Origin of the sequence: Streptomyces sp. NPDC050085 (assembly GCF_044460595.1) — a bacterium.
Taxonomy (GTDB): Bacteria; Actinomycetota; Actinomycetes; order Streptomycetales; family Streptomycetaceae; genus Streptomyces.
This window is the reverse complement of record NZ_JBITJZ010000004.1, coordinates 11,770-31,167: the sequence shown is the minus strand read 5'-3', so window position 1 is coordinate 31,167 and position 19,398 is coordinate 11,770. Positions and strand designations below refer to the sequence as shown.

Here is a 19,398-nt window from a genome sequence, read left to right as displayed (position 1 = left end):
GCCCCGGGACCCGCTCCTCAATTGCCGGAGGCGCCTGACCGCGCCAACCCCAGCGCGTACTCCGCCCACCACGTCCCGGCCCCGGGCCCACCCCGACACGTTCCGTCGGACTCACCGGGCCGCTTGACCCAGAGGAGCGCGTCGACGACGGGGTCCCCCGTGTTCGTGGTCGGGGCGGAGCCGAGCGCGCGGCCGGGCGGGTTGCACCAGGAGTCGGCCCCGCCGTCGGCGTAGGGGCCGGCTCCGTTGCGGCTGGTGTCCACCACGAAGTGGGCGCCGCCGAGCATCCCGGACAGCTGGTGGCCGTACGCCCGGCTGGCCTGGTCCGTCTGGAAGTTGGAGACGTTCAGCGAGAACCCGTCGGCCTTGGCGATGCCGGCCCGGCGCAGCGGTTCGACGAGCTTGCCGGCGTCCGGGATCCACGCGGGGTTGCCCGCGTCGACGTACACCTTCGTGTTCGGCTGCTTCTTCAGCCGGTCGATGGCGCCGGAGATCAGCTGGTAGCGCTCCTCCTGGTACTCGGCCGGGGTGCAGCCGTCGACGATGTGGCCGAGCGCGTCGGGTTCGAGGACGACGAGGGCCTTGGCGTCGCCGATGCCCGTCGCGAAGGCGTCGATCCACTGGTAGTAGAACTCGGCGCTGTGCGCGCCCCCCGCCGAGTGCTGCCCGCAGTCCCGGTGCGGGATGTTGTACGCGACCAGGACCAGCGTCTTGTCCGCCTTCTTGGCCTGGGCCGCGGCCTCGGCGATGGCCGGGCGCGGATAGTCGCCCGGGGCCCACATGCCCTGCGGGTGCTGGGCGATGCGCCGGATCACCGCGGCGTCGGAGGCGCGGCCCTGCTTCTCCCACTGGTCGGCCTGGACGGCGGCGGCCGATGCGGGGTCGACCCAGAACGGGGAGGAGTTCGCGTCGTGCGTCGGGGCGGTCTGCCCGGCGGCCTGGGCGGTGGGGTCGCCGCCGCTGCCGCTGTCGGAGCAGCCCGTCGTGAGGGCGGACAGGAGGAGGGCGGCGGCCGCGAGTGCGACGGCGCGGGCCGGTGTGCGGGCCTGTGTGCGGATGGACGGGACGGGCATCCTGCCCCCTGGGTCGGAGCGCGTATGATTCCGGCAATCGTGACATAAGGGGCGCCTGATCCACCGTATTAGCCGTCTCTCCCCGAACGTCTCGTCAGGTGTCCTGACCGCCCGTCACCAGGGCGCTGCCCAGCGGCGTCCGCTCGTACAGCACCTGATGCCCGTACCGCTGGGCGGTGAGCAGGCCCGCCGCCCGCAGGGCCGTCAGGTGCGCGGACACGGAGGACGGGGCGAGGCCGAGCGCGTGGGCGAGGGCGCTGGTCGACGTGGGTGCGCCGAGGGCGGACAGGACGTCGGCGCGGCGGCGCCCCAGGATGCCGGCGAGCGCCTGGGGCGTGGCACCGGACGGCTGCGTCCACAGGCTGCCGATGCCGCGCGCCGGGTAGGCGACGGTGGGCTGCCACGGCGGTTCGAAACCGCTGACCACGTCGGGCCAGGAGAAGACGCTCGGCAGCAGCACCAGGCCCTGCCCGTCGAGACTGCGGCGATGGCTGCCGGCCCGGGCGGTGAGCGTGAGCGTCGCCGGGTCCCAGTCGATCCGCGGATGCAGCTCGCCGAGCAGCCCTTCGAGCCCGATCTGCGCGAGGCGCCGCGAGTGGTACGCCACGTCCGCCTCGAGCAGGGCGCGAAGCCGCGGCCACTCCGGCTCGACCAGCACGTGCCAGGCGTGCTCCAGGGCGTCTGCCAACTCCCGTACGGCGCGGGCGGGTTCGGCCAGCAGACCACGCCCGGTCGCGGTGTCCGCGGCGCCCGGGGTGCAGGCCAGGGACAGGGCGATGTCGTGCCGGGCGACCTCGGCGGGGGTCGCCCGCACCGCCGCGATCTCCTCGTCGAACGTGGCCGCGGGGCCGATCGGCGGCGGCCCCATGAAGTCCGGGGTGTGCCCGCGCTGCGGCATCAGCAGCCACACCGCCGCGAGATCCACCGTGCGGGCCGCGGCGCGGATCCGGCGCAGCCAGGGCAGGTGGTACCCGTGCCGCTCCGGCCGCTTGAGCGTGCGGATCGCCTCCTGCGTCTCCCACAGCGGCGATATCGCGAAGCGGCAGTGCAGCAGATCGCTCTCGCCCAGGTGCAGATGCAGCGGCATGGTGCGACGGCCCCCCGGGCGTACGACGGAACATTCGGCGTGGGCCGAAACACTACGTCGACGGCCCCGGCGGCGTCAGGGTGCGGGCATGACGACGGACGACGCACCCCCGCACCCGCCGCACGAGCGGGCTAAAGCCGCAGGCACGGACGAACACCGCACGGCGGGCTACCGACGGCTGTTCCGCATACCCGAGTTCCGGGCCGTCTTCGTCGCGCACGCCGCCTCCCTGTTCGGCGTCGTCGTCGCCGAGATCGCCCTCAGCGTGCTCGTGTACCGGCTGTCGGGGTCGCCCCTGCTGAGCGCCCTGACCTTCGCGCTCGGGTTCCTGCCGTACGCGATCGGCGGCACTCTGCTGTCCGGCATCGCCGACCGGTACGCGCCGCGGCGGGTCCTCGTCACCTGCGACCTGCTCTGCGCCGCCTGCGCCGCGCTCATGGCGCTGCCCGTCACCCCCGTCGCCGCGCTGCTCGCCCTGCGCTTCGCCATCGCGCTCGTCGCGCCCGTCTTCAACGGCACCCGCATGGCCACGCTCACCGACGTCCTCGGCGACGGCGACCTGTTCGTGCTCGGCCGGTCCCTGCTGCGGATCGTCTCGCAGAGCGCGGTGCTCGGCGGGCTCGGCCTCGGCGGCGTCCTGCTCACCGTCGTGTCGCCGCGCGGCGCCCTCACCCTCACCGTCGCGACCTTCCTCGCCTCGGCCGCGCTGCTGCGCCTCGGCACGCGCAGACGCCCGGCGCGGACCGTCGAACGGCGCCCCCTGCTGCGCTACTCGCTCGCCGGGGCCCGACAGCTCTTCGCCCACCGCCGCATCCGCGTCCTGCTCCTGCTGCTCTGGGTGCCGCCGCTGTTCGCCGTCGTACCGGAGGTGCTCGCGGCCGCGTACGCCGACGAGATCGGGGCGGGCACCACGGCCGTCGGGCTGCTGATGTGCGCCATGGCGGTCGGCACCGTGTCCAGCGAACTGTTCGCGGGCTCCGTCCTGTCGCCCGCCACCCGCTCCCGGATCGCCCTGCCGCTGGCCTGTCTGACGCTGCTCCCGCTGATCGGCTACGCGGCGGCGCCCGGCCTCGGCGCCGCGCTGCCGCTCCTCGTCCTCGCCGGGTTCGGATCCGCGTACACGCTGGGCGTCGACCGCTGGTTCGTCGACGCGGTCCCGGAAGAACTGCGCGGCCGCGCCATGACCGTGCACAACGCGGGCCTGATGACGGTCCAGGGCGTGGGCGCGGCCCTGGGCGGCGCGGCCGCCGAGGCGTTCGGGGTCGCCGCGACCGTCGCCGGGGCGGGGGCGCTCGGCGGGGCCTGCTGCGTGGCGCTCGCCCTGGAGGCCCGAGCCGCGGAACGGGCCGGGGCAGCGGGCGCGGACCGGGCCGCGCGGTCAAAGGGCGAGACGGGGCTGACCGCAATATGACCGGCCGGTAAGGTCAAGGGCGTGCCGAAGCCGCTCAGCCTTGCCTTCGATCCGATCGCCCGCGCCGATGAACTCTGGAAGCAGCGCTGGGGATCCGTGCCCTCCATGGCCGCGATCACCTCGATCATGCGCGCGCACCAGATCCTGCTCGCCGAGGTCGACGCCGTCGTCAAGCCGTACGGTCTGACCTTCGCGCGCTACGAGGCACTGGTCCTGCTCACCTTCTCCAAGGCCGGCGACCTGCCCATGTCCAAGATCGGCGAGCGCCTCATGGTGCACCCGACGTCCGTGACGAACACGGTCGACCGGCTGGTGAAGTCGGGCCTCGTCGACAAGCGGCCCAACCCGAACGACGGGCGCGGCACGCTCGCCACCATCACGGACAAGGGTCGCGAGGTGGTCGAGGCGGCCACGCGCGACCTGATGGCGATGGACTTCGGGCTCGGCGTGTACGACGCCGAGGAGTGCGGCGAGATCTTCGCGATGCTGCGGCCGCTGCGGGTGGCCGCGGCCGACTTCGCCGAGGAGTGAAGGGGCCGGTTCCGCTTGGGCCGGGCCTGCCTGAAGATCGCGCAAATCGGGCGGTTACGCTCGACCCATGAAGAAATCCGTGCTGACCCGCTACCGGATCATGGCCTACGTGACCGGTGTGCTCCTGGTCCTCCTGTGTCTCGGCATGATCGCCAAGTACGCGTTCGACATGGACGGCGCGGCGGACGCCACGCGCGTCATCGCCATCGCGCACGGCTGGCTCTACGTGATCTACCTGGTCTTCGCCTTCGACCTCGGGTCCAAGGCGAAGTGGCCGGTCGGCAAGCAGCTGTGGGTGCTCATCGCGGGCACCATCCCGACCGCCGCGTTCTTCGTCGAGCGCAAGGTCTCCGCGGAGCTGGAGGCCAAGGTCGCCGACGACGGCACGAACCTGGCGAAGGCGTAGCGAGCGCCTTCGCCGCAGCGGACGCCCGAGGCGGCGCACCCCCGGAAGACCGGGGGTGCGCCGCCTTTCGTGCAGGGGTGGCCATGGTCCGGGTCGCGGCGGCGGGCGGTGCACCGGTCAGCAGGATCACAAAGCCGATCGTCGACATTTACTAGGACGTCCTAGTAAATTGACAGCATGGGAAGCACGGGAAGCACGGACGCTGACATCCAGGAGGGCCGCCGCCGCTGGCAGGCCCGCTACGACGCCGCACGCAAGCGCGACGCCGACTTCACGACGCTCTCGGGCGACCCGGTCGAGCCGGTCTACGGGCCGCGGCCCGGGGACACGTACGACGGCTTCGAGCGGATCGGCTGGCCGGGCGAGTACCCGTTCACCCGCGGCCTGTACCCGACCGGCTACCGCGGCCGCACCTGGACCATCCGCCAGTTCGCGGGGTTCGGCAACGCCGAGCAGACGAACGAGCGCTACAAGATGATCCTGGCCGCGGGCGGCGGCGGCCTCTCCGTCGCCTTCGACATGCCGACGCTGATGGGCCGCGACTCGGACGACCCGCGCGCGCTCGGCGAGGTCGGCCACTGCGGGGTCGCGATCGACTCGGCCGCGGACATGGAGGTCCTGTTCAAGGACATCCCGCTGGGCGACGTCACGACGTCGATGACGATCAGCGGGCCCGCCGTGCCCGTCTTCTGCATGTACCTGGTGGCGGCGGAGCGCCAGGGAGTGGACCCGACGGTCCTCAACGGCACGCTCCAGACGGACATCTTCAAGGAGTACATCGCGCAGAAGGAGTGGCTCTTCCAGCCCGAGCCGCACCTGCGCCTGATCGGCGACCTGATGGAGCACTGCGCCGCGTCCATCCCCGCGTACAAGCCGCTCTCGGTCTCCGGCTACCACATCCGTGAGGCGGGTGCGACGGCCGCGCAGGAGCTGGCGTACACGCTGGCCGACGGATTCGGTTACGTGGAGCTGGGGTTGAGCCGCGGCCTGGACGTCGACGTCTTCGCGCCGGGCCTGTCCTTCTTCTTCGACGCGCACGTCGACTTCTTCGAGGAGATCGCCAAGTTCCGTGCGGCGCGCCGCATTTGGGCCCGCTGGATGCGCGACGTGTACGGGGCACAGACCGACAAGGCCCAGTGGCTGCGCTTCCACACGCAGACCGCAGGGGTCTCCCTGACGGCGCAGCAGCCGTACAACAACGTCGTGCGTACGGCGGTGGAGGCGCTGGCGGCGGTCCTCGGCGGCACCAACTCCCTCCACACGAACGCACTGGACGAGACGCTCGCGCTCCCGTCCGAGCAGGCGGCGGAGATCGCCCTGCGCACGCAGCAGGTCCTGATGGAGGAGACGGGCGTCGCCAACGTGGCGGACCCGCTGGGCGGTTCCTGGTACGTCGAGCAGCTCACCGACCGCATCGAGGCCGACGCCGAGAAGATCTTCGACCAGATCAAGGAGCGCGGCCTGCGGGCGCATCCGGACGGGCAGCACCCGATCGGCCCGATCACGTCCGGCATCCTGCGCGGCATCGAGGACGGCTGGTTCACGGGCGAGATCGCCGAGTCGGCGTTCCAGTACCAGCAGTCGCTCGAGAAGGGCGACAAGCGGGTCGTCGGGGTCAACGTGGCCCACGGCTCGGTCACCGGCGACCTCGAGATCCTGCGGGTCAGCCACGAGGTGGAGCGCGAGCAGGTGCGCGTCCTCGGCGACCGCAAGTCGGCCCGGGACGAGGCGAAGGTCCGCTCGGCACTCGACGCGATGCTCGCGTCCGCGCGCGACGGGTCGAACATGATCGGGCCGATGCTCGACGCGGTGCGCGCGGAGGCGACGCTGGGGGAGATCTGCGGGGTGCTGCGGGACGAGTGGGGGGTGTACACGGAGCCCGCGGGGTTCTGAGGGAGCCGGGTCAGGTGCCCGCGGCGGGCGCTCCCGCCGCGGGCACGGCCGTGGCCGGCGGGAACGCCAGCCGGAACAGCGCCCCGCCCCCCAAGGCCCGTTCCGCCGTGAGTTCCGCTCCGTGTGCCCGGGCGATCTGCTGGGCCATCGCCAGGCCGAGGCCCGAGCCGGGCAGGGCGCGGGACGCCTCCGCGCGGTAGAAGCGGTCGAAGACGTAGGGCAGGTCCTCGGGGGCGATGCCGGGGCCGTGGTCCCGAACCGTCAAGTCCCGTGAGGACAACGTCACTTCGACCGGGGCGCCGCCCGGTGGGGTGAACTTCGCCGCGTTCCCGAGCAGGTTCGCCAGCAGGCGGGAGAGGCGGGACGGGACGCCGGGGAGGGTCGTCGAGGCCGCCTCCGGGTGGACCGTGAGCGTGAAGGTGACCTGCGGCCAATGGGCGTGGGCCGCTTCCACCGCGTGCGTGACGAGCGGCGCCAGGGCCACGTCCTCCACCAGCGGCTGCGGCTCCTCGTCCCGGGCCAGCTCGATCAAGTCGTTGACCAGGGACGTCACTTCATGGATCTGGCGGCCCAGGGCCGAGGAGGCCCGCTCGCGCTGAGCAGGCGTCAAACGGTCGGCGCGGGCCAGGAGTTCGGCGTTCGTGCGCAGTGCCGTCAGGGGCGTACGGAGTTCGTGCGAGGCGTCCGCGACCAGGCGGCGGCGGGCCGTCACCGAGTCCTCCAACTCGCCCAGCATCGTGTTGAACGAGGCCGCCAGGCGCGTCACCTCGTCCCTCCGCCCCGGCGGCAGGTCGATCCGCGTCCGGGCGTCCCGCGTCGCCGCGATCCGCTCCGCCGTCGCCGTCAGACGGGCGACCGGGGCCAGGCCCCGGCGTGAGATCCAATAGCCGCCCGCCGCCGCGAGCGCGACCCCGGCCGCGCTGATCGCGGCCAGGAGCGCGGTCGCCTGCCGCAGACCCCGCGCCGCCGTGTCCGAACGCAGCGCCACCTGAAGGGCCTTGTCCCGGCCCCCGCCCGTGTACGGCGTCGTGAGCATCCGCACCCGATGCCCTTGGAGGGTCAGGTTCGTGTAGTAGGGGGCGCGGGTGCCCGCCGCCACCTCGCGCGTGGTGTCCGTCACCGGCAGGAGGTACGCGCCCTTCGGGTCGTCCGCCGGGTCGGCCGGTGCGATCTGGGCACAGGCAGGGGCCGCCAGATAGCGGCACTCGCCGTCCTTGACCCCCGGCCCCTCGTCCCGGTTCTGCTGCGTGGCCAGCGTCGCCGCCTGGGTGAGCTGGAGATCGAGCTGGTGCCCCAGCTCGTAACGGATCACGGCGTACGACGCCACGCACACGCCCACCGTGATCAGCGCGACCGTGCCGGAGGCGAGGAGCGCGAGGCGGGTCCGCAGCGGGGTGCGGTCCTTCAATCGGCGCCGCCCGCTCACGGCGTGCCCAGGCGGTAACCGACGCCGTGGACCGTGTGGACGAGGCGCGGCTCGCCGGGCGCCTCCAGCTTGCGGCGCAGGTAACCCACGTACACCGCAAGGGAGTTGGAGTCGGGCCCGAAGTCCCGTCCCCACACCGCCTCCTGGATGACGCCGCGCGGCAGGACCTGTCCCGCGTTGCGCACGAGCACCTCGAGGAGGGCGAACTCGGTGCGGCTGAAGTCGAGGGCGCGGCCGCCGCGCCGGCCCGTACGCGTGGCCGGGTCCAGGACGAGATCGGCGTACGTGAGGACGTCGGGGGAGTCGTCCGGCTCGGGTTCCGGTGCCGCCCGGCGCAGCAGCGCCCGCACCCGTGCCGTCAGCTCGTCGAGCGCGAACGGCTTGACGAGGTAGTCGTCGGCGCCCGCGTCCAGGCCGTCCACCCGCTCGCTCACCGAGTCGAGCGCCGTGAGCACGAGGACCGGCGTGCGATCCCCTACGGCCCGCATCTGGCGGCACACCGCGAGCCCGTCGAGGACCGGCATCATCACGTCGAGGACCACGGCGTCCGGCTCCCAGCGCGCGAGCGCGGTCAGCGCCTGCTGGCCGTCGGCCACGCCCCGTACGACGTGCCCTTCGACGGTCAGCGCGTCCTGCACGGCCGAGCGGACCTCGGGGTCGTCGTCCACGACCAGGATCCTGGCCTCGCCGGAACCGGTCCCACCGCGCGCACCCGCCGCCGTACTTCCTGTCGTCATGGCACCACAGTGCCAAATTCGACTCTTATCACCCTCTTAGAGCGGCTCGCCACGCTTCCGTGCCATGCCCCAACTCACGCGAACACCTCTCTCCGTCGTCATCGGCGCGGGCGGCACCGGCGGGCACATCTACCCCGGGCTCGCCCTCGCCGACGCGCTGCGCCGGGCCGTCCCGGACGCGGTGATCTCGTTCGTCGGCACCGAACGCGGCCTGGAGACCCGGCTCATCCCCGACGCCGGGTACCGCCTCCACACGGTCGACATGATCCCCTTCGACCCCTCCCTCGGCGCCCGCCGCTACCTGCTGCCCGCCGCGCTGATGAAGTCCGGCGCCCAGTGCAAGGCCATCCTGCGCGAGCAGCGCGCGCACGTCGCCGTCGGCATGGGCGGCTACCCCAGCGCGCCCGTGATCGTCGGCGCCCGCATGGCAGGCCTGCCCAGCCTCATCCACGAGTCCAACGCCGTCCCCGGCCGGGCCAACCGCTTCGCCGCCCGCCTCACCCCGCACATCGCCGTCGCCTTCGACCGCAGCAGGGCCCATCTCCCGGGCGGCACACGGGCGTTCACGACGGGCATGCCGATCTCCGCGGAGCTCGCCGCGCTCGACCGGGCGGCCCTGCGCGACACGGCCCGGCGCTCGCTCGGCGTCCCCGACGGCGCCCGGCTCGTCCTGGTCAACGGCGGCAGCCTCGGCGCCGCGCGGCTCACGGAGGCGGCCATCGGTCTGGCGGCACGCTGGCGGGGTCGCACGGACGTACACCTGCTGATCAAAACGGGCCCGGCGGCGCTGGAGGAGACCCGCCGCCGTCTGCTGTCCACCTCCGCGGTGGCCGTGCCCTACCTGGACCGGATGGACCTGGCGTACGCGGCCGCCGACCTGGTCGTCTGCCGGGCCGGCTCGGCGACGGTCGCCGAACTCGCCACGACCCGCGTCCCCTCTGTCCTCGTCCCGTACCCGCACGCCCCCGGCGACCACCAGACCCACAACGCACGGGTCCTCTCGGACGCGGGCGCGGGCCTCCTGCTGCCCGACGCGGACACGACCCCGGACGCGCTCGCCGCCCTCCTCGAACCCCTGCTCGCCGACCCGGCACGGCTGGCCGCGATGTCGGCGTCGGCACCCCACGGCCCGCACGCGCGAGCGGCGGACCTCCTCGCGAACCACGTACTCGAACTGGCCCACATGAAAAGGGAGTTGCAGCAAGCATGAGCGCGGTAGACATGAACAGCACTTGGACGGACCGTACGGTCCTCGTCACGGGCGCGGAGGGCTTCATCGGCTCGACCCTCGTCGACCTGCTCCTGGACGCGGGCGCGCACGTCCGCGCCTTCGTCCACTACAAGCCGTACGCCGAGAAGGGCCACCTGGCGCACCTCATCGGTGACCCCCGGGTCGAGATGGTGGCGGGCGACGTCCGCGACCCGGGCCGCGTCTCCGACGCCGTCGCGGGCTGCGACACGGTGTTCCACCTCGCCGCCCTGATCGGCATCCCGTACTCGTACGACTCCCCGGGCGCGTACGTCCAGACGAACGTGGTCGGCACCGAGAACATCGCCGAGGCCTGCCGCCGCCACTCCGTCCGCCGCCTGGTCCACACCTCCACGAGCGAGGTCTACGGCACGGCGCTCACGGCCCCGATCTCCGAATCCCACCCGCTCCAGCCCCAGTCTCCGTACTCCGCCTCGAAGATCGGCGCGGACATGATGGCGCTGTCGCACTGGCACGCCTTCGAACTGCCGGTGACGGTGGTCCGCCCCTTCAACACGTACGGCCCGCGCCAGTCCGCCCGAGCGGTGATCCCCACGATCCTGGCCCAACTCCACGCGGGCGCCCGCGAGATCAAGCTCGGCTCGCTGACCCCGACGCGCGACTTCACGTACGTCACGGACACGGCCCGCGGCTTCATGGCGGTGGCCGAGTGCGACAAGGCGCTCGGCGAGGTGGTCAACCTCGGCACGGGCCAGGAGATAGCGATCGGCGACCTGGCCGAGGCACTCATCGCGGCGTCGGGCCGCGAAGCCCGCGTCGTGGTCGACCCGTCCCGCCTGCGCCCGTCGGGCAGCGAGGTCCACCGGCTCCTGTCGGACAACTCCCGGGCACGCGAATGGGCCGGGTGGGAGCCGGAGTTCACGCTGGGGGAGGGTCTTGAGCGGACGTCGGAGTGGGTGGCGGATAATCTGTCGCTGTTCGCGCCGGGGCGGTACCAGGTCTGAATCGGGACCAGACCAGACCAGACCTGAGCGGAACGGGCCGAGCTTGTATCCGGACGTGACCGCCTCGGGAGATCTCGCCTCCGCCATGAGGACGGAGGCGCAGCTTCGTGGAAGCGGCGGGGGATCTCGGGCTGCTTGTGGAGGCCGTCGCCGCCTGGCGCGAAGGCCTTCCGCTCGACGTGTTGGCGGAACGCTTCGAGTTCCTGGAGCTCGATGAATTCGCTTCGCAGCGGAGCGAGCTCCTGTCGTCCGACTTCCACCGGAAGCGATGGGCACTTCTGCGCCGCCTGTACGCGGATGAGGTGCTGCGGCGAATGTTTCCGACGATCACGCATGGAGCGGTGCGCCTGCGGATCGCACCGATGGATGCGACGAGCCGTCAGATTCTGGTGTCCGAGGAGACCGGGGAACGCTACGAGGTCAAGCGCGTCGGCGTCCCAGGAGACGTCTGGACCGACGTACCGACCGCCGATCTGATCGCCTACCTGCGAACGGCCCTGACCGAAGAGTGACCGCGGCGGATCCGTGAGGCCGCGTCGAACCCCGCCGGGTAATCCCTGGCGGGGTTTTCTCGCGCGGCCCACGGCCCGGGCTGCTCAGTCCGACGCCGCAGCCAGTCCCCCCAGCAGCAGCGCCGTGAACCTGCGTACCCACTCCGCATCCACCGGCTCCGCACTCACCAGCGTCCGGTGCACCACCGTGCCCGCCGCCACGTCGAAGATGAGGTCCGCGGTCGCCTCCGCGACGCACGGGTCCTCCGCAGCGGGCAGCTCTCCTCGGTGCTCGGCCCGTGCTCGGCCCTCCAGGACCAGGCGCTTCTGGCGGTCCACGATCGACGTGCGGATGCGTTCGCGCAGAGGCGCGTCCCGCGTCGACTCCGCCACCACCGCCATGAGGGCCGTCTTCGTCTCCGGGCGGTCCAGGATCGCCGCGAATTGCAGCACCACGCCCTCGATGTCCGCCGCGAGGGAACCTCTGTCGGGGAGTTCGAGTTCATCGAAGAGGACCGCCACCGCGTCGACCACGAGCTCGTTCTTGCCGGCCCAGCGGCGGTAGAGGGTCGTCTTCGCGACTCCGGCCCGCGTTGCCACGTCGCCGAGCGTCAGTTTCGACCAGCCGAGTTCGACGAGTGCCGCACGCGTCGCCTCCAGGATCGCCTCGTCCGCCGCGGCGGATCTGGGGCGGCCTGTACGGGGAAGGGGCGTGCGGCTCTGCATGGTCATGGACCATACCGGCCGGTAGGCCAGGAGTGACCCGTGTGACCTGCGTGAGGCAGATCACCGGAGCCAGGTGCGGGGCGGCTCCCCACGCGGCGGCGTCGGCAGTTACGCTACGACCCGTAGCGAAAGCTCGATCTCGTACGGCACGGCACCGATCTGCACCCGGCGTCGCCCCGACGAGCGGCAACCACAGGTGCCGGGTGGGGACCCGGCACGGCGTGACCCGGCCGAGTCCGCTCCGCACGTCTCGCAATCCGGCGGGAGGCGTCCGGGGAGGACCCGGCCCACAAGCGACCGCGGAAGGGGGAGAATGCACGCATGCAGCCACGGAACATGTCCATGAGCGGAGTCGTCGATCTCGCCGCGGTGAAGGCGGCCCAGGAGGCCAAGGCCAAGGCGGAGCAGGCGCGCGCCGAAGCGGCCCGGCAGGGTGGCGGGCCCGCCGCCGTGTCGCCGTCGAGCCTCGTCATCGACGTCGATGAGGCCGGCTTCGAGCGTGACGTACTGCAGCGCTCCACCGAGGTGCCCGTCGTCATCGACTTCTGGGCCGAGTGGTGCGAGCCCTGCAAGCAGTTGAGTCCTCTGCTTGAGCAGCTTGCCGTCGAGTACAGCGGGCGCTTCGTGCTCGCCAAGATCGACGTCGACGCCAATCAGATGCTGATGCAGCAGTTCGGGGTCCAGGGGATCCCGGCTGTATTCGCCGTTGTGGCCGGGCAGGCGCTGCCCCTCTTCCAGGGAGCCGCCCCGGCCGAGCAGATCCGCGCCACCCTCGACCAGTTGATCCAGGTCGCCGAGGAGCGCTTCGGGCTCACCGGCATCACCGTCGCCCCCGATGCGGAGGGCGCTGCCCCGGTCGTGGAGGCTCCGGCCGGTCCGTACGACGCGCTGCTCGAAGCCGCCGTGCAGGCGCTCGACGCGGGTGACCTGGGCGGCGCCGTCCAGGCGTACAAGAACGTGCTGTCGGACGACCCCGGCAACACCGAGGCCAAGCTCGGCCTCGGCCAGGCCGAGCTGTTGCAGCGCGTGCAGGGCATGGATCCGCAGAAGGTGCGTACCGAGGCCGCGCAGAACCCCGGTGACGTGCAGGCGCAGATCGCCGCCGCCGACCTTGATCTCGTGGGTGGGCACGTCGCCGACGCCTTCGGGCGGCTGGTCGATGCCGTTGCCCGTACGGCTGGCGATGAGCGGGACGCGGCGCGCGTTCGACTGCTCGAATTGTTCGAGGTCGTGGGCGGCGACGACCCCCGCGTGACCACCGCGCGTACGGCCTTGGCCCGCGTTCTCTTCTGAGCCGTCGGTGACCTGTTCTTAAACGCCACGGCTTGTGATGCCGGGGTGAAAGTTCTGCCCCCAGGGGCGCACAGCGGCCGCGCTTTACCAAAACTTGGTAAACGCGGCCGCTGTTACTTGGAGTAAGTCAGGGGCTGTCTTCTGTCCCGTTCCGTACCGGATTCCACCGCTATGCCAACTCGCTTGACGGCACCCTGTGTTGCTGTCCGATGCCGGGCGGTCGTGGTTCGGTTATCCGTCCGTTACCCGTGAGTAACGAACCCCCTTGTGCGAGCGACGGGAATGGACCACGATCGGGCACGCTCGGTCCTCTCCCCACCGTCCGACAGCCACTCGGACAGCGGGAATTCAGGGTCCCCACCGAGCAGGTCGACGGTGAAGCCTTGGGGAGCGCCGTCGGTCTCAGGACAGGGGGGTCTCAGCCGCCTGGCTGGGCCTGTCCGGCAGGTTGCGCGTGATGGCTCAGGTGCGACCAGTGGTTGTCGCTCGGGGGTGATCGCCGGTGATCAAGGTGCGGTTGAGTCGCGCCTCCGATGCGGGCGCTCTCCTTCCCGAGGACGTAGCACTTCTCCCATCCCTGCCCGGCTGAGCCGCCGTAAGGGGCAGTCAGGGCCGGAGATGTACGTCCGAGAAGGAGGAACAGTCGTGAATTCCATGATTCGTGGTGGAACCAGATGGAAGCGGTTCGCCGTTGTCATGGTTCCGAGCGTTGCGGCTACCGCCGCGATAGGCGTTGCCGTGGCGCAGGGTGCGCTCGCGGCGTCGTTCAGCGTTTCGGGGCAGTCGTTCAAGGTCGGAGCGTCGTCGATCGACGGCACCGACTTCGTCCAGTACGGCGCACTGGACACCGGTAAGACGGGTGCCCACCCGGTTGCCGTCGTCGGCATGAAGTCGGCCACCATCCACGACCTGTGCCAGTCCGTGGTCGTCCCGGTGCCCGTCTTCGGCGACGTGACGATGCGCCTCGAGGCCGGTGGTAGCAAGGCGGTCGAGGCCGGCAACATCTACATCGACGCCGACAAGCTCGACGCCGATGCCACCTTCAACAACATCGACATCGGTGTTGCCGCGGGCGACACGAACCGTGGCGATGGCAAGGGTGGCAAGGGCCCCGGTATGCACCAGGGCGACAAGGCCGACCCGAACTCGTTCGCCCAGCAGGCCGACTCGGTGCACTTCGAGAACGTCAGGCAGCAGGCGTGGGCCACCACGGCGGCCTCGTTCAAGCTGTCCGGTCTCCACATGGCAGTCAAGAAGGGCAGTGGAGACAAGATCGAGTGCTTCTAGTTCCCTCAGGTCCGAACTCGGGCCGGGAACTGATCACTTGACGTGCTGAACGGCCGGGCGCGGGGGCGCACGGGACATGCTCCGAGTCGTCCCCGTGCCCGTATCCGGACAGCCACCATCACCACAGAACAACGCCTTACCCGAGGAGCTGTACGACATGAGCGCCGCAGCGCAGGCAGGACTGGGCACGAAGCTTGGTCACATGCGCCAATCGTTCCGAGGGTGGCGCGGTCAGCGCCCATTCTGGGGTGGACTGCTGTCGATCCTCGGCGGCATCCCGATCATGTACTTCCCGTACGCGAATCTGACGATGGGCACCCTGACGATCAGGATGTCGACCACGGCCGGTGCCGGGTCGCTCATCATCGGCGTGCTGCTCGTCGTGCTCGGCCTGACGATGTGGTTCCAGCCGCACTCCCGGGTCTTCGCGGGTGTGGCGGCGATTCTTCTCGCCCTTGTCTCCCTGGTGGTCTCCAACTTCGGTGGATTCGTCATCGGCTTCCTGCTGGCCCTCATCGGCGGCGCACTCAGCGTCTCCTGGGCTCCGGGCAAGCCGAAGGAAGAGCCGGTCGCTCAGGGTGGTGACCACGCCGGATCGGACGACTCGGCCGTCGTGCCGCCCATCGCGGGTGCCACCTATCGGGTCGCGGGCGCAAACGACGACGAGTCAGGGACGAGCCCGGACAACGGGACGAACGGGAGGCACCGTGCCGGCTGACGAGGTGCACCACGAGGGCTCCGCGGGGGAGTCCCGTGCGAGAACCGGGCCGCGGCATGCAGCGCCGAGGAAGCATCTTTTCACCAGGCTGCACATGCCCGCGGGCAAGGCGATAGCCATCGCGGCCATGCCCACGGCCGTACTGATGGGACTTGGTCTCACGCCCACGCTGGCGTCGGCCAAGGACAACCCGACCAAGTTCTCGGTGGACGACTACAAGGCGTGCGCCGACGCGGTCGAGGCGGAACGGGACGGCAAGACCACCGCCGACAAGGACGCCAAGGACGCCAAGGACAAGGCGAAGGAGTCGTCGACTCCGTCGCCGTCCGCCTCGGCTTCCAAGGACTCGGCCGACGACAAGGCCACCGACAAGGACGCGGGCAAGGACGGGGCCACGCCCTCTCCCACGCCCTCGGCCTCCGCCGGGACCAAGTCGAGCTCCACGGACTCGGCCGACAGCAAGGACACGGCCACGCCGTCGCCCTCGCCGTCCGAGACCAAGAACCCGCTCGACCCGCTGGGTGTCGGTGACGCGCTCAAGAAGCTGTTCACGCCGCAGGAGAAGGAGTCGGCCAGCCCGACCCCGAGCCCCTCGGCCTCGGCTTCGGCGTCGGACTCCAAGGACCTGGGCGGCGCCGTCAAGGACACCGTCGACGGGGTCGGCGACACGGTCAAGGACACGACCGACAAGGCAGGCGAGGCGGTCAAGGACACCACCGACAAGGTGGGGGACACGGCCAAGGACGCCACCGACAAGGTCAAGGACGCGGCCACGCCGTCTCCGAGTGCCAGCGGTGACGTGCCGGAGAACTGCCCGGTCGCCACCGACGCCGAGGGGGCCGATGAGGCCACCCCGGTCCGGCTTCCGGACAAGTCCTGGAAGCTGGAGGCCAGTTCGCTGCTGCTCAAGGGCGCGGACTACAAGGGCCTGGTCGACGTCAAGATGGCGGACGGCTCCACCAAGCGCGTCATGAAGTACATCATCTCGGACGGGACGGACATCGGGGATCTGCATCAGATCGCCCCCGGCCCCAACGGCAAGTTCTTCCACATCCGTTCGGACAAGGGCTCCACGTCCACCATCCGCAACGGGAAGACGACGATGTACACGGAGGAGCTCTCGGGCAATCTGCTCGGGCTCATCCCGCTGACGTTCAACGCCAAGAACCCGCCGCCGATCAACCTGCCGATCCTGTACTTCACGAACGTGAAGGTGACGCAGGCCGCGCAGTTCGGCGGCGACCTGCATGTACCCGGACTGCGCACCACGGTCGAGGACAGCTGACCGGCACCACCGAAGACCCGTTCCGGGAGCCGCACATGACTGAGGGCGCCCCCCCATCAGGGGGGCGCCCTCAGTCATTGCCGTGAGCGGACCGTCAGTCGCGGTTGCCGCCGCCCAGGTGGTGCACCCGGACCATGTTCGTGGTGCCGGGGACGCCGGGGGGCGAGCCCGCCGTGATGATCACGGTGTCGCCGTCGCCGAAGCGGCTGAGCTTGATCAGCTCGGCGTCGACCAGCTCGACCATCGCGTCGGTGGAGTCCACGTGCGGGACGACGTACGTCTCGACGCCCCAGCTCAGCGAGAGCTGGTTGCGGGTCGAGGCGTCCGTGGTGAAGGCCAGGATCGGCTGGCAGGCGCGGTAGCGGGACAGGCGGCGCGCGGTGTCGCCGGACTGCGTGAAGGCGACGAGGGCCTTGCCGTCGAGGAAGTCCGCGATCTCGCACGCGGCACGGGCGACCGAACCACCCTGCGTGCGCGGCTTCTTGCCCGGGACGAGCGGCTGCAGGCCCTTGGCCATCAGCTCCTGCTCGGCCGCCTGGACGATCTTCGACATCGTCTTGACGGTCTCGATCGGGTACGCGCCCACGGACGACTCGGCGGAGAGCATGACCGCGTCGGCGCCGTCCAGGATCGCGTTGGCGACGTCGGACGCCTCGGCGCGCGTGGGACGCGAGTTGGTGATCATCGACTCCATCATCTGGGTCGCGACGATCACCGGCTTGGCGTTGCGGCGGCACATCTCCACGAGGCGCTTCTGCACCATCGGGACCTTCTCGAGCGGGTACTCGACGGCCAGGTCGCCACGGGCCACCATGACCGCGTCGAACGCCGCGACGACGCCCTCCATGTTGGCGACGGCCTGCGGCTTCTCCACCTTGGCGATGACGGGGACCCGGCGGCCCTCCTCGTCCATCACCTTGTGGACGTCCTTGACGTCGTCGGCGTCGCGCACGAAGGACAGGGCGACCATGTCGCAGCCCATCTTCAGGGCGAAGCGCAGGTCCTCGATGTCCTTCTCGGACAGGGCCGGGACGTTCACCGCCGCGCCGGGCAGGTTGATGCCCTTGTGGTCGGAGATGACACCGCCCTCGATGACGATCGTCCTGACCCGGGGGCCCTCGACGTCCATCACCTTGAGCTCGACGTTGCCGTCGTTGATGAGGACCTGGTCGCCGCGCGAGACGTCACCGGGCAGGCCCTTGTACGTCGTGCCGCAGATCGACTTGTCGCCGGGCACGTCCTCGGTGGTGATGGTGAACTCGTCACCGCGCACCAGCTCGACGGGGCCTTCGGCGAAGGTCTCCAGGCGGATCTTGGGGCCCTGCAGGTCGGCGAGGACGCCCACCGCGCGGCCGGTCTTCTCGGCAGCGGCGCGCACCCGGTCGTAGCGACCCTGGTGCTCGGCGTGCGTGCCGTGGCTGAAGTTGAAGCGGGCCACGTTCATGCCGGCCTCGATCAGCGAGACGAGCTGCTCTTCGGAGTCGACGGCGGGGCCCAGCGTGCAGACGATTTTGGAACGGCGCATAGGGGCGATCCTATCGGTTTGTTTCGCTACGGAATATTCCGTCTGGCGGAATCTACAAATGGGCGGATGTGCGCTCAGGTGTGACGGGTGTCACGGTCCCTCGACCAGTGCGTAGGTCTGCTGGGCGATCTCCAGCTCCTCGTCCGTGGGCACCACGGCGACGGCCACCCTGGCGTACTCGGGCGAGATGATCCGGGGCTCGTCGGAACGTACGGAATTCAGCTCCCCGTCGACCGCCAGACCCAGCTCCTCCAGGCCCGCGACCGCAGCCTCGCGCACCGGCGCCGCGTTCTCGCCGACCCCGGCAGTGAAGGCGATCGCGTCCACCCTGCCGAGCACCGCGTAGTACGAGCCGATGTACTTCTTCAGACGGTGGATGTAGATGTCGAAGGCGAGCTGCGCCTCCTGGTCGCCCTCGTCGATGCGGCGGCGGATCTCACGCATGTCGTTGTCGCCGCACAGACCGATCAGACCCGACTTCTTGTTGAGCAGGACGTCGATCTCGTCCGCGGACATGTTGCCCACCCGCATCAGATGGAAGATGACGGCCGGGTCGACGTCTCCTGAACGCGTACCCATCACCAGGCCCTCAAGCGGCGTCAGGCCCATCGACGTGTCCACGCACACCCCGCCGCGCACGGCCGACGCCGAGGCGCCGTTGCCCAGGTGCAGGACGATGACGTTGACCTCCTCCGGCTGCTTGCCGAGGAGTTCGGCCGTCTTGCGGGAGACGTACGCGTGCGACGTGCCGTGGAAGCCGTAGCGGCGGATGCGGTGCTCGTCGGCGGTCTTCACGTCGATCGCGTAGCGCGCCGCGGACTCCGGCATCGTCGTGTGGAACGCGGTGTCGAAGACGGCGACCTGCGGCAGGTCAGGGCGCAGGGTCTGGGCCGTGCGGATGCCCGTCAGGTTCGCCGGGTTGTGCAGCGGCGCGACCGGGATGAGCCGCTCGATCTCGGCGAGCACGGTGTCGTCGATGACCGTCGGCTGCGAGAAGAACAGGCCGCCGTGCACCACCCGGTGGCCGATCGCGGCCAGCTCGGGGGAGTCCAGGCCGAGGCCGTCCGCCGCCAGCTCGTCGGCGACCGCCTCCAGGGCGACCTTGTGGTCGGCGATCGGCCGGTTCTGCTCGCGCGACTCACCGCCGGCGGGGGTGTGCTTCAGGCGCGAGGTCTCCTCGCCGATGCGCTCGACCAGGCCGACGGCGAGCCGGGAGTGGTCGGCCATGTCGAGCAGCTGGTACTTCACCGACGACGAGCCGGAGTTGAGGACGAGGATGCGGGTCGCTGCCACGG

Annotated in this window: 18 protein-coding genes; 11 read left to right on the top strand and 7 right to left on the bottom strand. The window is 70.9% G+C overall.

What is annotated here, in order from left to right; genetic code table 11:
* Positions 1-17: 17 nt before the first annotated feature.
* A complete protein-coding gene (locus tag ACIBUY_RS16205; protein WP_399152892.1) occupies positions 18-1,073 on the bottom strand; it encodes a glycoside hydrolase family 6 protein in 1,056 nt (351 codons plus the stop codon).
* Positions 1,074-1,167: 94 nt separating this feature from the next.
* Positions 1,168-2,160 (bottom strand): DUF5937 family protein, encoded by a 993-nt coding sequence (locus tag ACIBUY_RS16200; protein ID WP_399152891.1) that lies wholly within the window; start codon positions 2,158-2,160, stop codon positions 1,168-1,170.
* A gap of 88 nt (positions 2,161-2,248) precedes the next feature.
* On the opposite strand from ACIBUY_RS16200, the gene ACIBUY_RS16195 reads away from it, so the two are divergent.
* The 4 genes from ACIBUY_RS16195 to ACIBUY_RS16180 all read left to right on the top strand — a co-directional run bounded on the left by ACIBUY_RS16195 (position 2,249) and on the right by ACIBUY_RS16180 (position 6,401).
* Positions 2,249-3,571, top strand: coding sequence for an MFS transporter (locus tag ACIBUY_RS16195; protein ID WP_399152890.1), 1,323 nt, complete (start codon positions 2,249-2,251; stop codon positions 3,569-3,571).
* Positions 3,572-3,592: 21 nt separating this feature from the next.
* Positions 3,593-4,102 carry a MarR family transcriptional regulator gene (locus tag ACIBUY_RS16190; RefSeq protein ID WP_365563236.1) on the top strand — a complete coding sequence of 170 codons (510 nt, stop codon included), beginning with the start codon at positions 3,593-3,595 and terminating at the stop codon, positions 4,100-4,102.
* A gap of 67 nt (positions 4,103-4,169) precedes the next feature.
* On the top strand, positions 4,170-4,508 hold the full coding sequence (locus tag ACIBUY_RS16185) for a DUF3817 domain-containing protein (RefSeq protein ID WP_365563239.1): 339 nt from the start codon (positions 4,170-4,172) through the stop codon (positions 4,506-4,508).
* A gap of 177 nt (positions 4,509-4,685) precedes the next feature.
* The gene (locus ACIBUY_RS16180; RefSeq protein WP_399152889.1) at positions 4,686-6,401 is read left to right on the top strand and encodes a methylmalonyl-CoA mutase; all 1,716 of its coding nucleotides are present in this window, start codon (positions 4,686-4,688) and stop codon (positions 6,399-6,401) included.
* A gap of 10 nt (positions 6,402-6,411) precedes the next feature.
* Here the strand turns inward: ACIBUY_RS16180 and ACIBUY_RS16175 are convergent, their stop codons facing one another.
* A complete protein-coding gene (locus ACIBUY_RS16175) occupies positions 6,412-7,827 on the bottom strand; it encodes a sensor histidine kinase (protein ID WP_399152888.1) in 1,416 nt (471 codons plus the stop codon).
* Positions 7,824-8,564 carry a response regulator transcription factor gene (locus ACIBUY_RS16170; protein ID WP_365563246.1) on the bottom strand — a complete coding sequence of 247 codons (741 nt, stop codon included), beginning with the start codon at positions 8,562-8,564 and terminating at the stop codon, positions 7,824-7,826. Before ACIBUY_RS16170 ends, ACIBUY_RS16175 begins: the two co-directional genes overlap by 4 nt.
* 64 nt (positions 8,565-8,628) lie before the next feature.
* Here ACIBUY_RS16170 and ACIBUY_RS16165 point away from each other — a divergent pair, with 64 nt between their 5' ends.
* The 3 genes from ACIBUY_RS16165 to ACIBUY_RS16155 all read left to right on the top strand — a co-directional run bounded on the left by ACIBUY_RS16165 (position 8,629) and on the right by ACIBUY_RS16155 (position 11,290).
* Positions 8,629-9,774, top strand: a complete 1,146-nt coding sequence (locus tag ACIBUY_RS16165; RefSeq protein ID WP_365563249.1) for a UDP-N-acetylglucosamine--N-acetylmuramyl-(pentapeptide) pyrophosphoryl-undecaprenol N-acetylglucosamine transferase — start codon at positions 8,629-8,631, stop codon at positions 9,772-9,774.
* Positions 9,775-9,785: 11 nt separating this feature from the next.
* Positions 9,786-10,778, top strand: a complete 993-nt coding sequence (locus ACIBUY_RS16160; protein WP_365563311.1) for a GDP-mannose 4,6-dehydratase — start codon at positions 9,786-9,788, stop codon at positions 10,776-10,778.
* Between the two features lie 107 nt (positions 10,779-10,885).
* Entirely contained in the window at positions 10,886-11,290 is a 405-nt protein-coding gene (locus ACIBUY_RS16155; protein WP_365563251.1) for a hypothetical protein, read from the top strand.
* Between the two features lie 84 nt (positions 11,291-11,374).
* On the opposite strand, the gene ACIBUY_RS16150 is transcribed toward ACIBUY_RS16155, so the two are convergent.
* Complete coding sequence (locus ACIBUY_RS16150) at positions 11,375-11,995, bottom strand: TetR/AcrR family transcriptional regulator (protein WP_365563254.1); 621 nt, start codon at positions 11,993-11,995, stop codon at positions 11,375-11,377.
* Between the two features lie 321 nt (positions 11,996-12,316).
* On the opposite strand from ACIBUY_RS16150, the gene ACIBUY_RS16145 reads away from it, so the two are divergent.
* From ACIBUY_RS16145 to ACIBUY_RS16130, 4 genes are all read left to right on the top strand, one after another.
* Positions 12,317-13,288: a tetratricopeptide repeat protein gene (locus ACIBUY_RS16145; protein ID WP_399152887.1), complete on the top strand. Its 972-nt coding sequence runs from the start codon at positions 12,317-12,319 to the stop codon at positions 13,286-13,288.
* 645 nt (positions 13,289-13,933) lie between these two features.
* Positions 13,934-14,575 carry a DUF6230 family protein gene (locus tag ACIBUY_RS16140; protein WP_399152886.1) on the top strand — a complete coding sequence of 214 codons (642 nt, stop codon included), beginning with the start codon at positions 13,934-13,936 and terminating at the stop codon, positions 14,573-14,575.
* 157 nt (positions 14,576-14,732) lie between these two features.
* Positions 14,733-15,293 (top strand): DUF6114 domain-containing protein, encoded by a 561-nt coding sequence (locus tag ACIBUY_RS16135; RefSeq protein WP_365563261.1) that lies wholly within the window; start codon positions 14,733-14,735, stop codon positions 15,291-15,293.
* A gap of 94 nt (positions 15,294-15,387) precedes the next feature.
* A complete protein-coding gene (locus ACIBUY_RS16130; protein WP_399152885.1) occupies positions 15,388-16,578 on the top strand; it encodes a hypothetical protein in 1,191 nt (396 codons plus the stop codon).
* A 94-nt stretch (positions 16,579-16,672) separates the two neighbouring features.
* On the opposite strand, the gene pyk is transcribed toward ACIBUY_RS16130, so the two are convergent.
* Both pyk and ACIBUY_RS16120 read right to left on the bottom strand, forming a co-directional pair.
* Positions 16,673-18,103, bottom strand: coding sequence for a pyruvate kinase (gene pyk / locus ACIBUY_RS16125; RefSeq protein ID WP_365563266.1), 1,431 nt, complete (start codon positions 18,101-18,103; stop codon positions 16,673-16,675).
* A gap of 90 nt (positions 18,104-18,193) precedes the next feature.
* Positions 18,194-19,396 (bottom strand): acetate kinase, encoded by a 1,203-nt coding sequence (locus ACIBUY_RS16120; RefSeq protein WP_365563314.1) that lies wholly within the window; start codon positions 19,394-19,396, stop codon positions 18,194-18,196.
* Positions 19,397-19,398 lie beyond the last annotated feature (2 nt).

Bases quoted from the DNA above. Each gene is read 5' to 3' on its own strand.
- ACIBUY_RS16160 (WP_365563311.1), top strand. From the start codon at position 9,786: ATGAACAGCACTTGGACGGACCGTACGGTCCTCGTCACGGGCGCGGAG.
- ACIBUY_RS16205 (WP_399152892.1), bottom strand. From the start codon at position 1,073: ATGCCCGTCCCGTCCATCCGCACACAGGCCCGCACACCGGCCCGCGCC.
- ACIBUY_RS16200 (WP_399152891.1), bottom strand. From the start codon at position 2,160: ATGCCGCTGCATCTGCACCTGGGCGAGAGCGATCTGCTGCACTGCCGC.
- ACIBUY_RS16165 (WP_365563249.1), top strand. From the start codon at position 8,629: ATGCCCCAACTCACGCGAACACCTCTCTCCGTCGTCATCGGCGCGGGC.
- ACIBUY_RS16180 (WP_399152889.1), top strand. From the start codon at position 4,686: ATGGGAAGCACGGGAAGCACGGACGCTGACATCCAGGAGGGCCGCCGC.
- ACIBUY_RS16145 (WP_399152887.1), top strand. From the start codon at position 12,317: ATGCAGCCACGGAACATGTCCATGAGCGGAGTCGTCGATCTCGCCGCG.
- ACIBUY_RS16170 (WP_365563246.1), bottom strand. From the start codon at position 8,564: ATGACGACAGGAAGTACGGCGGCGGGTGCGCGCGGTGGGACCGGTTCC.
- ACIBUY_RS16195 (WP_399152890.1), top strand. From the start codon at position 2,249: ATGACGACGGACGACGCACCCCCGCACCCGCCGCACGAGCGGGCTAAA.
- ACIBUY_RS16185 (WP_365563239.1), top strand. From the start codon at position 4,170: ATGAAGAAATCCGTGCTGACCCGCTACCGGATCATGGCCTACGTGACC.
- pyk (WP_365563266.1), bottom strand. From the start codon at position 18,103: ATGCGCCGTTCCAAAATCGTCTGCACGCTGGGCCCCGCCGTCGACTCC.
- ACIBUY_RS16135 (WP_365563261.1), top strand. From the start codon at position 14,733: ATGAGCGCCGCAGCGCAGGCAGGACTGGGCACGAAGCTTGGTCACATG.
- ACIBUY_RS16150 (WP_365563254.1), bottom strand. From the start codon at position 11,995: ATGCAGAGCCGCACGCCCCTTCCCCGTACAGGCCGCCCCAGATCCGCC.
- ACIBUY_RS16130 (WP_399152885.1), top strand. From the start codon at position 15,388: ATGCCCGCGGGCAAGGCGATAGCCATCGCGGCCATGCCCACGGCCGTA.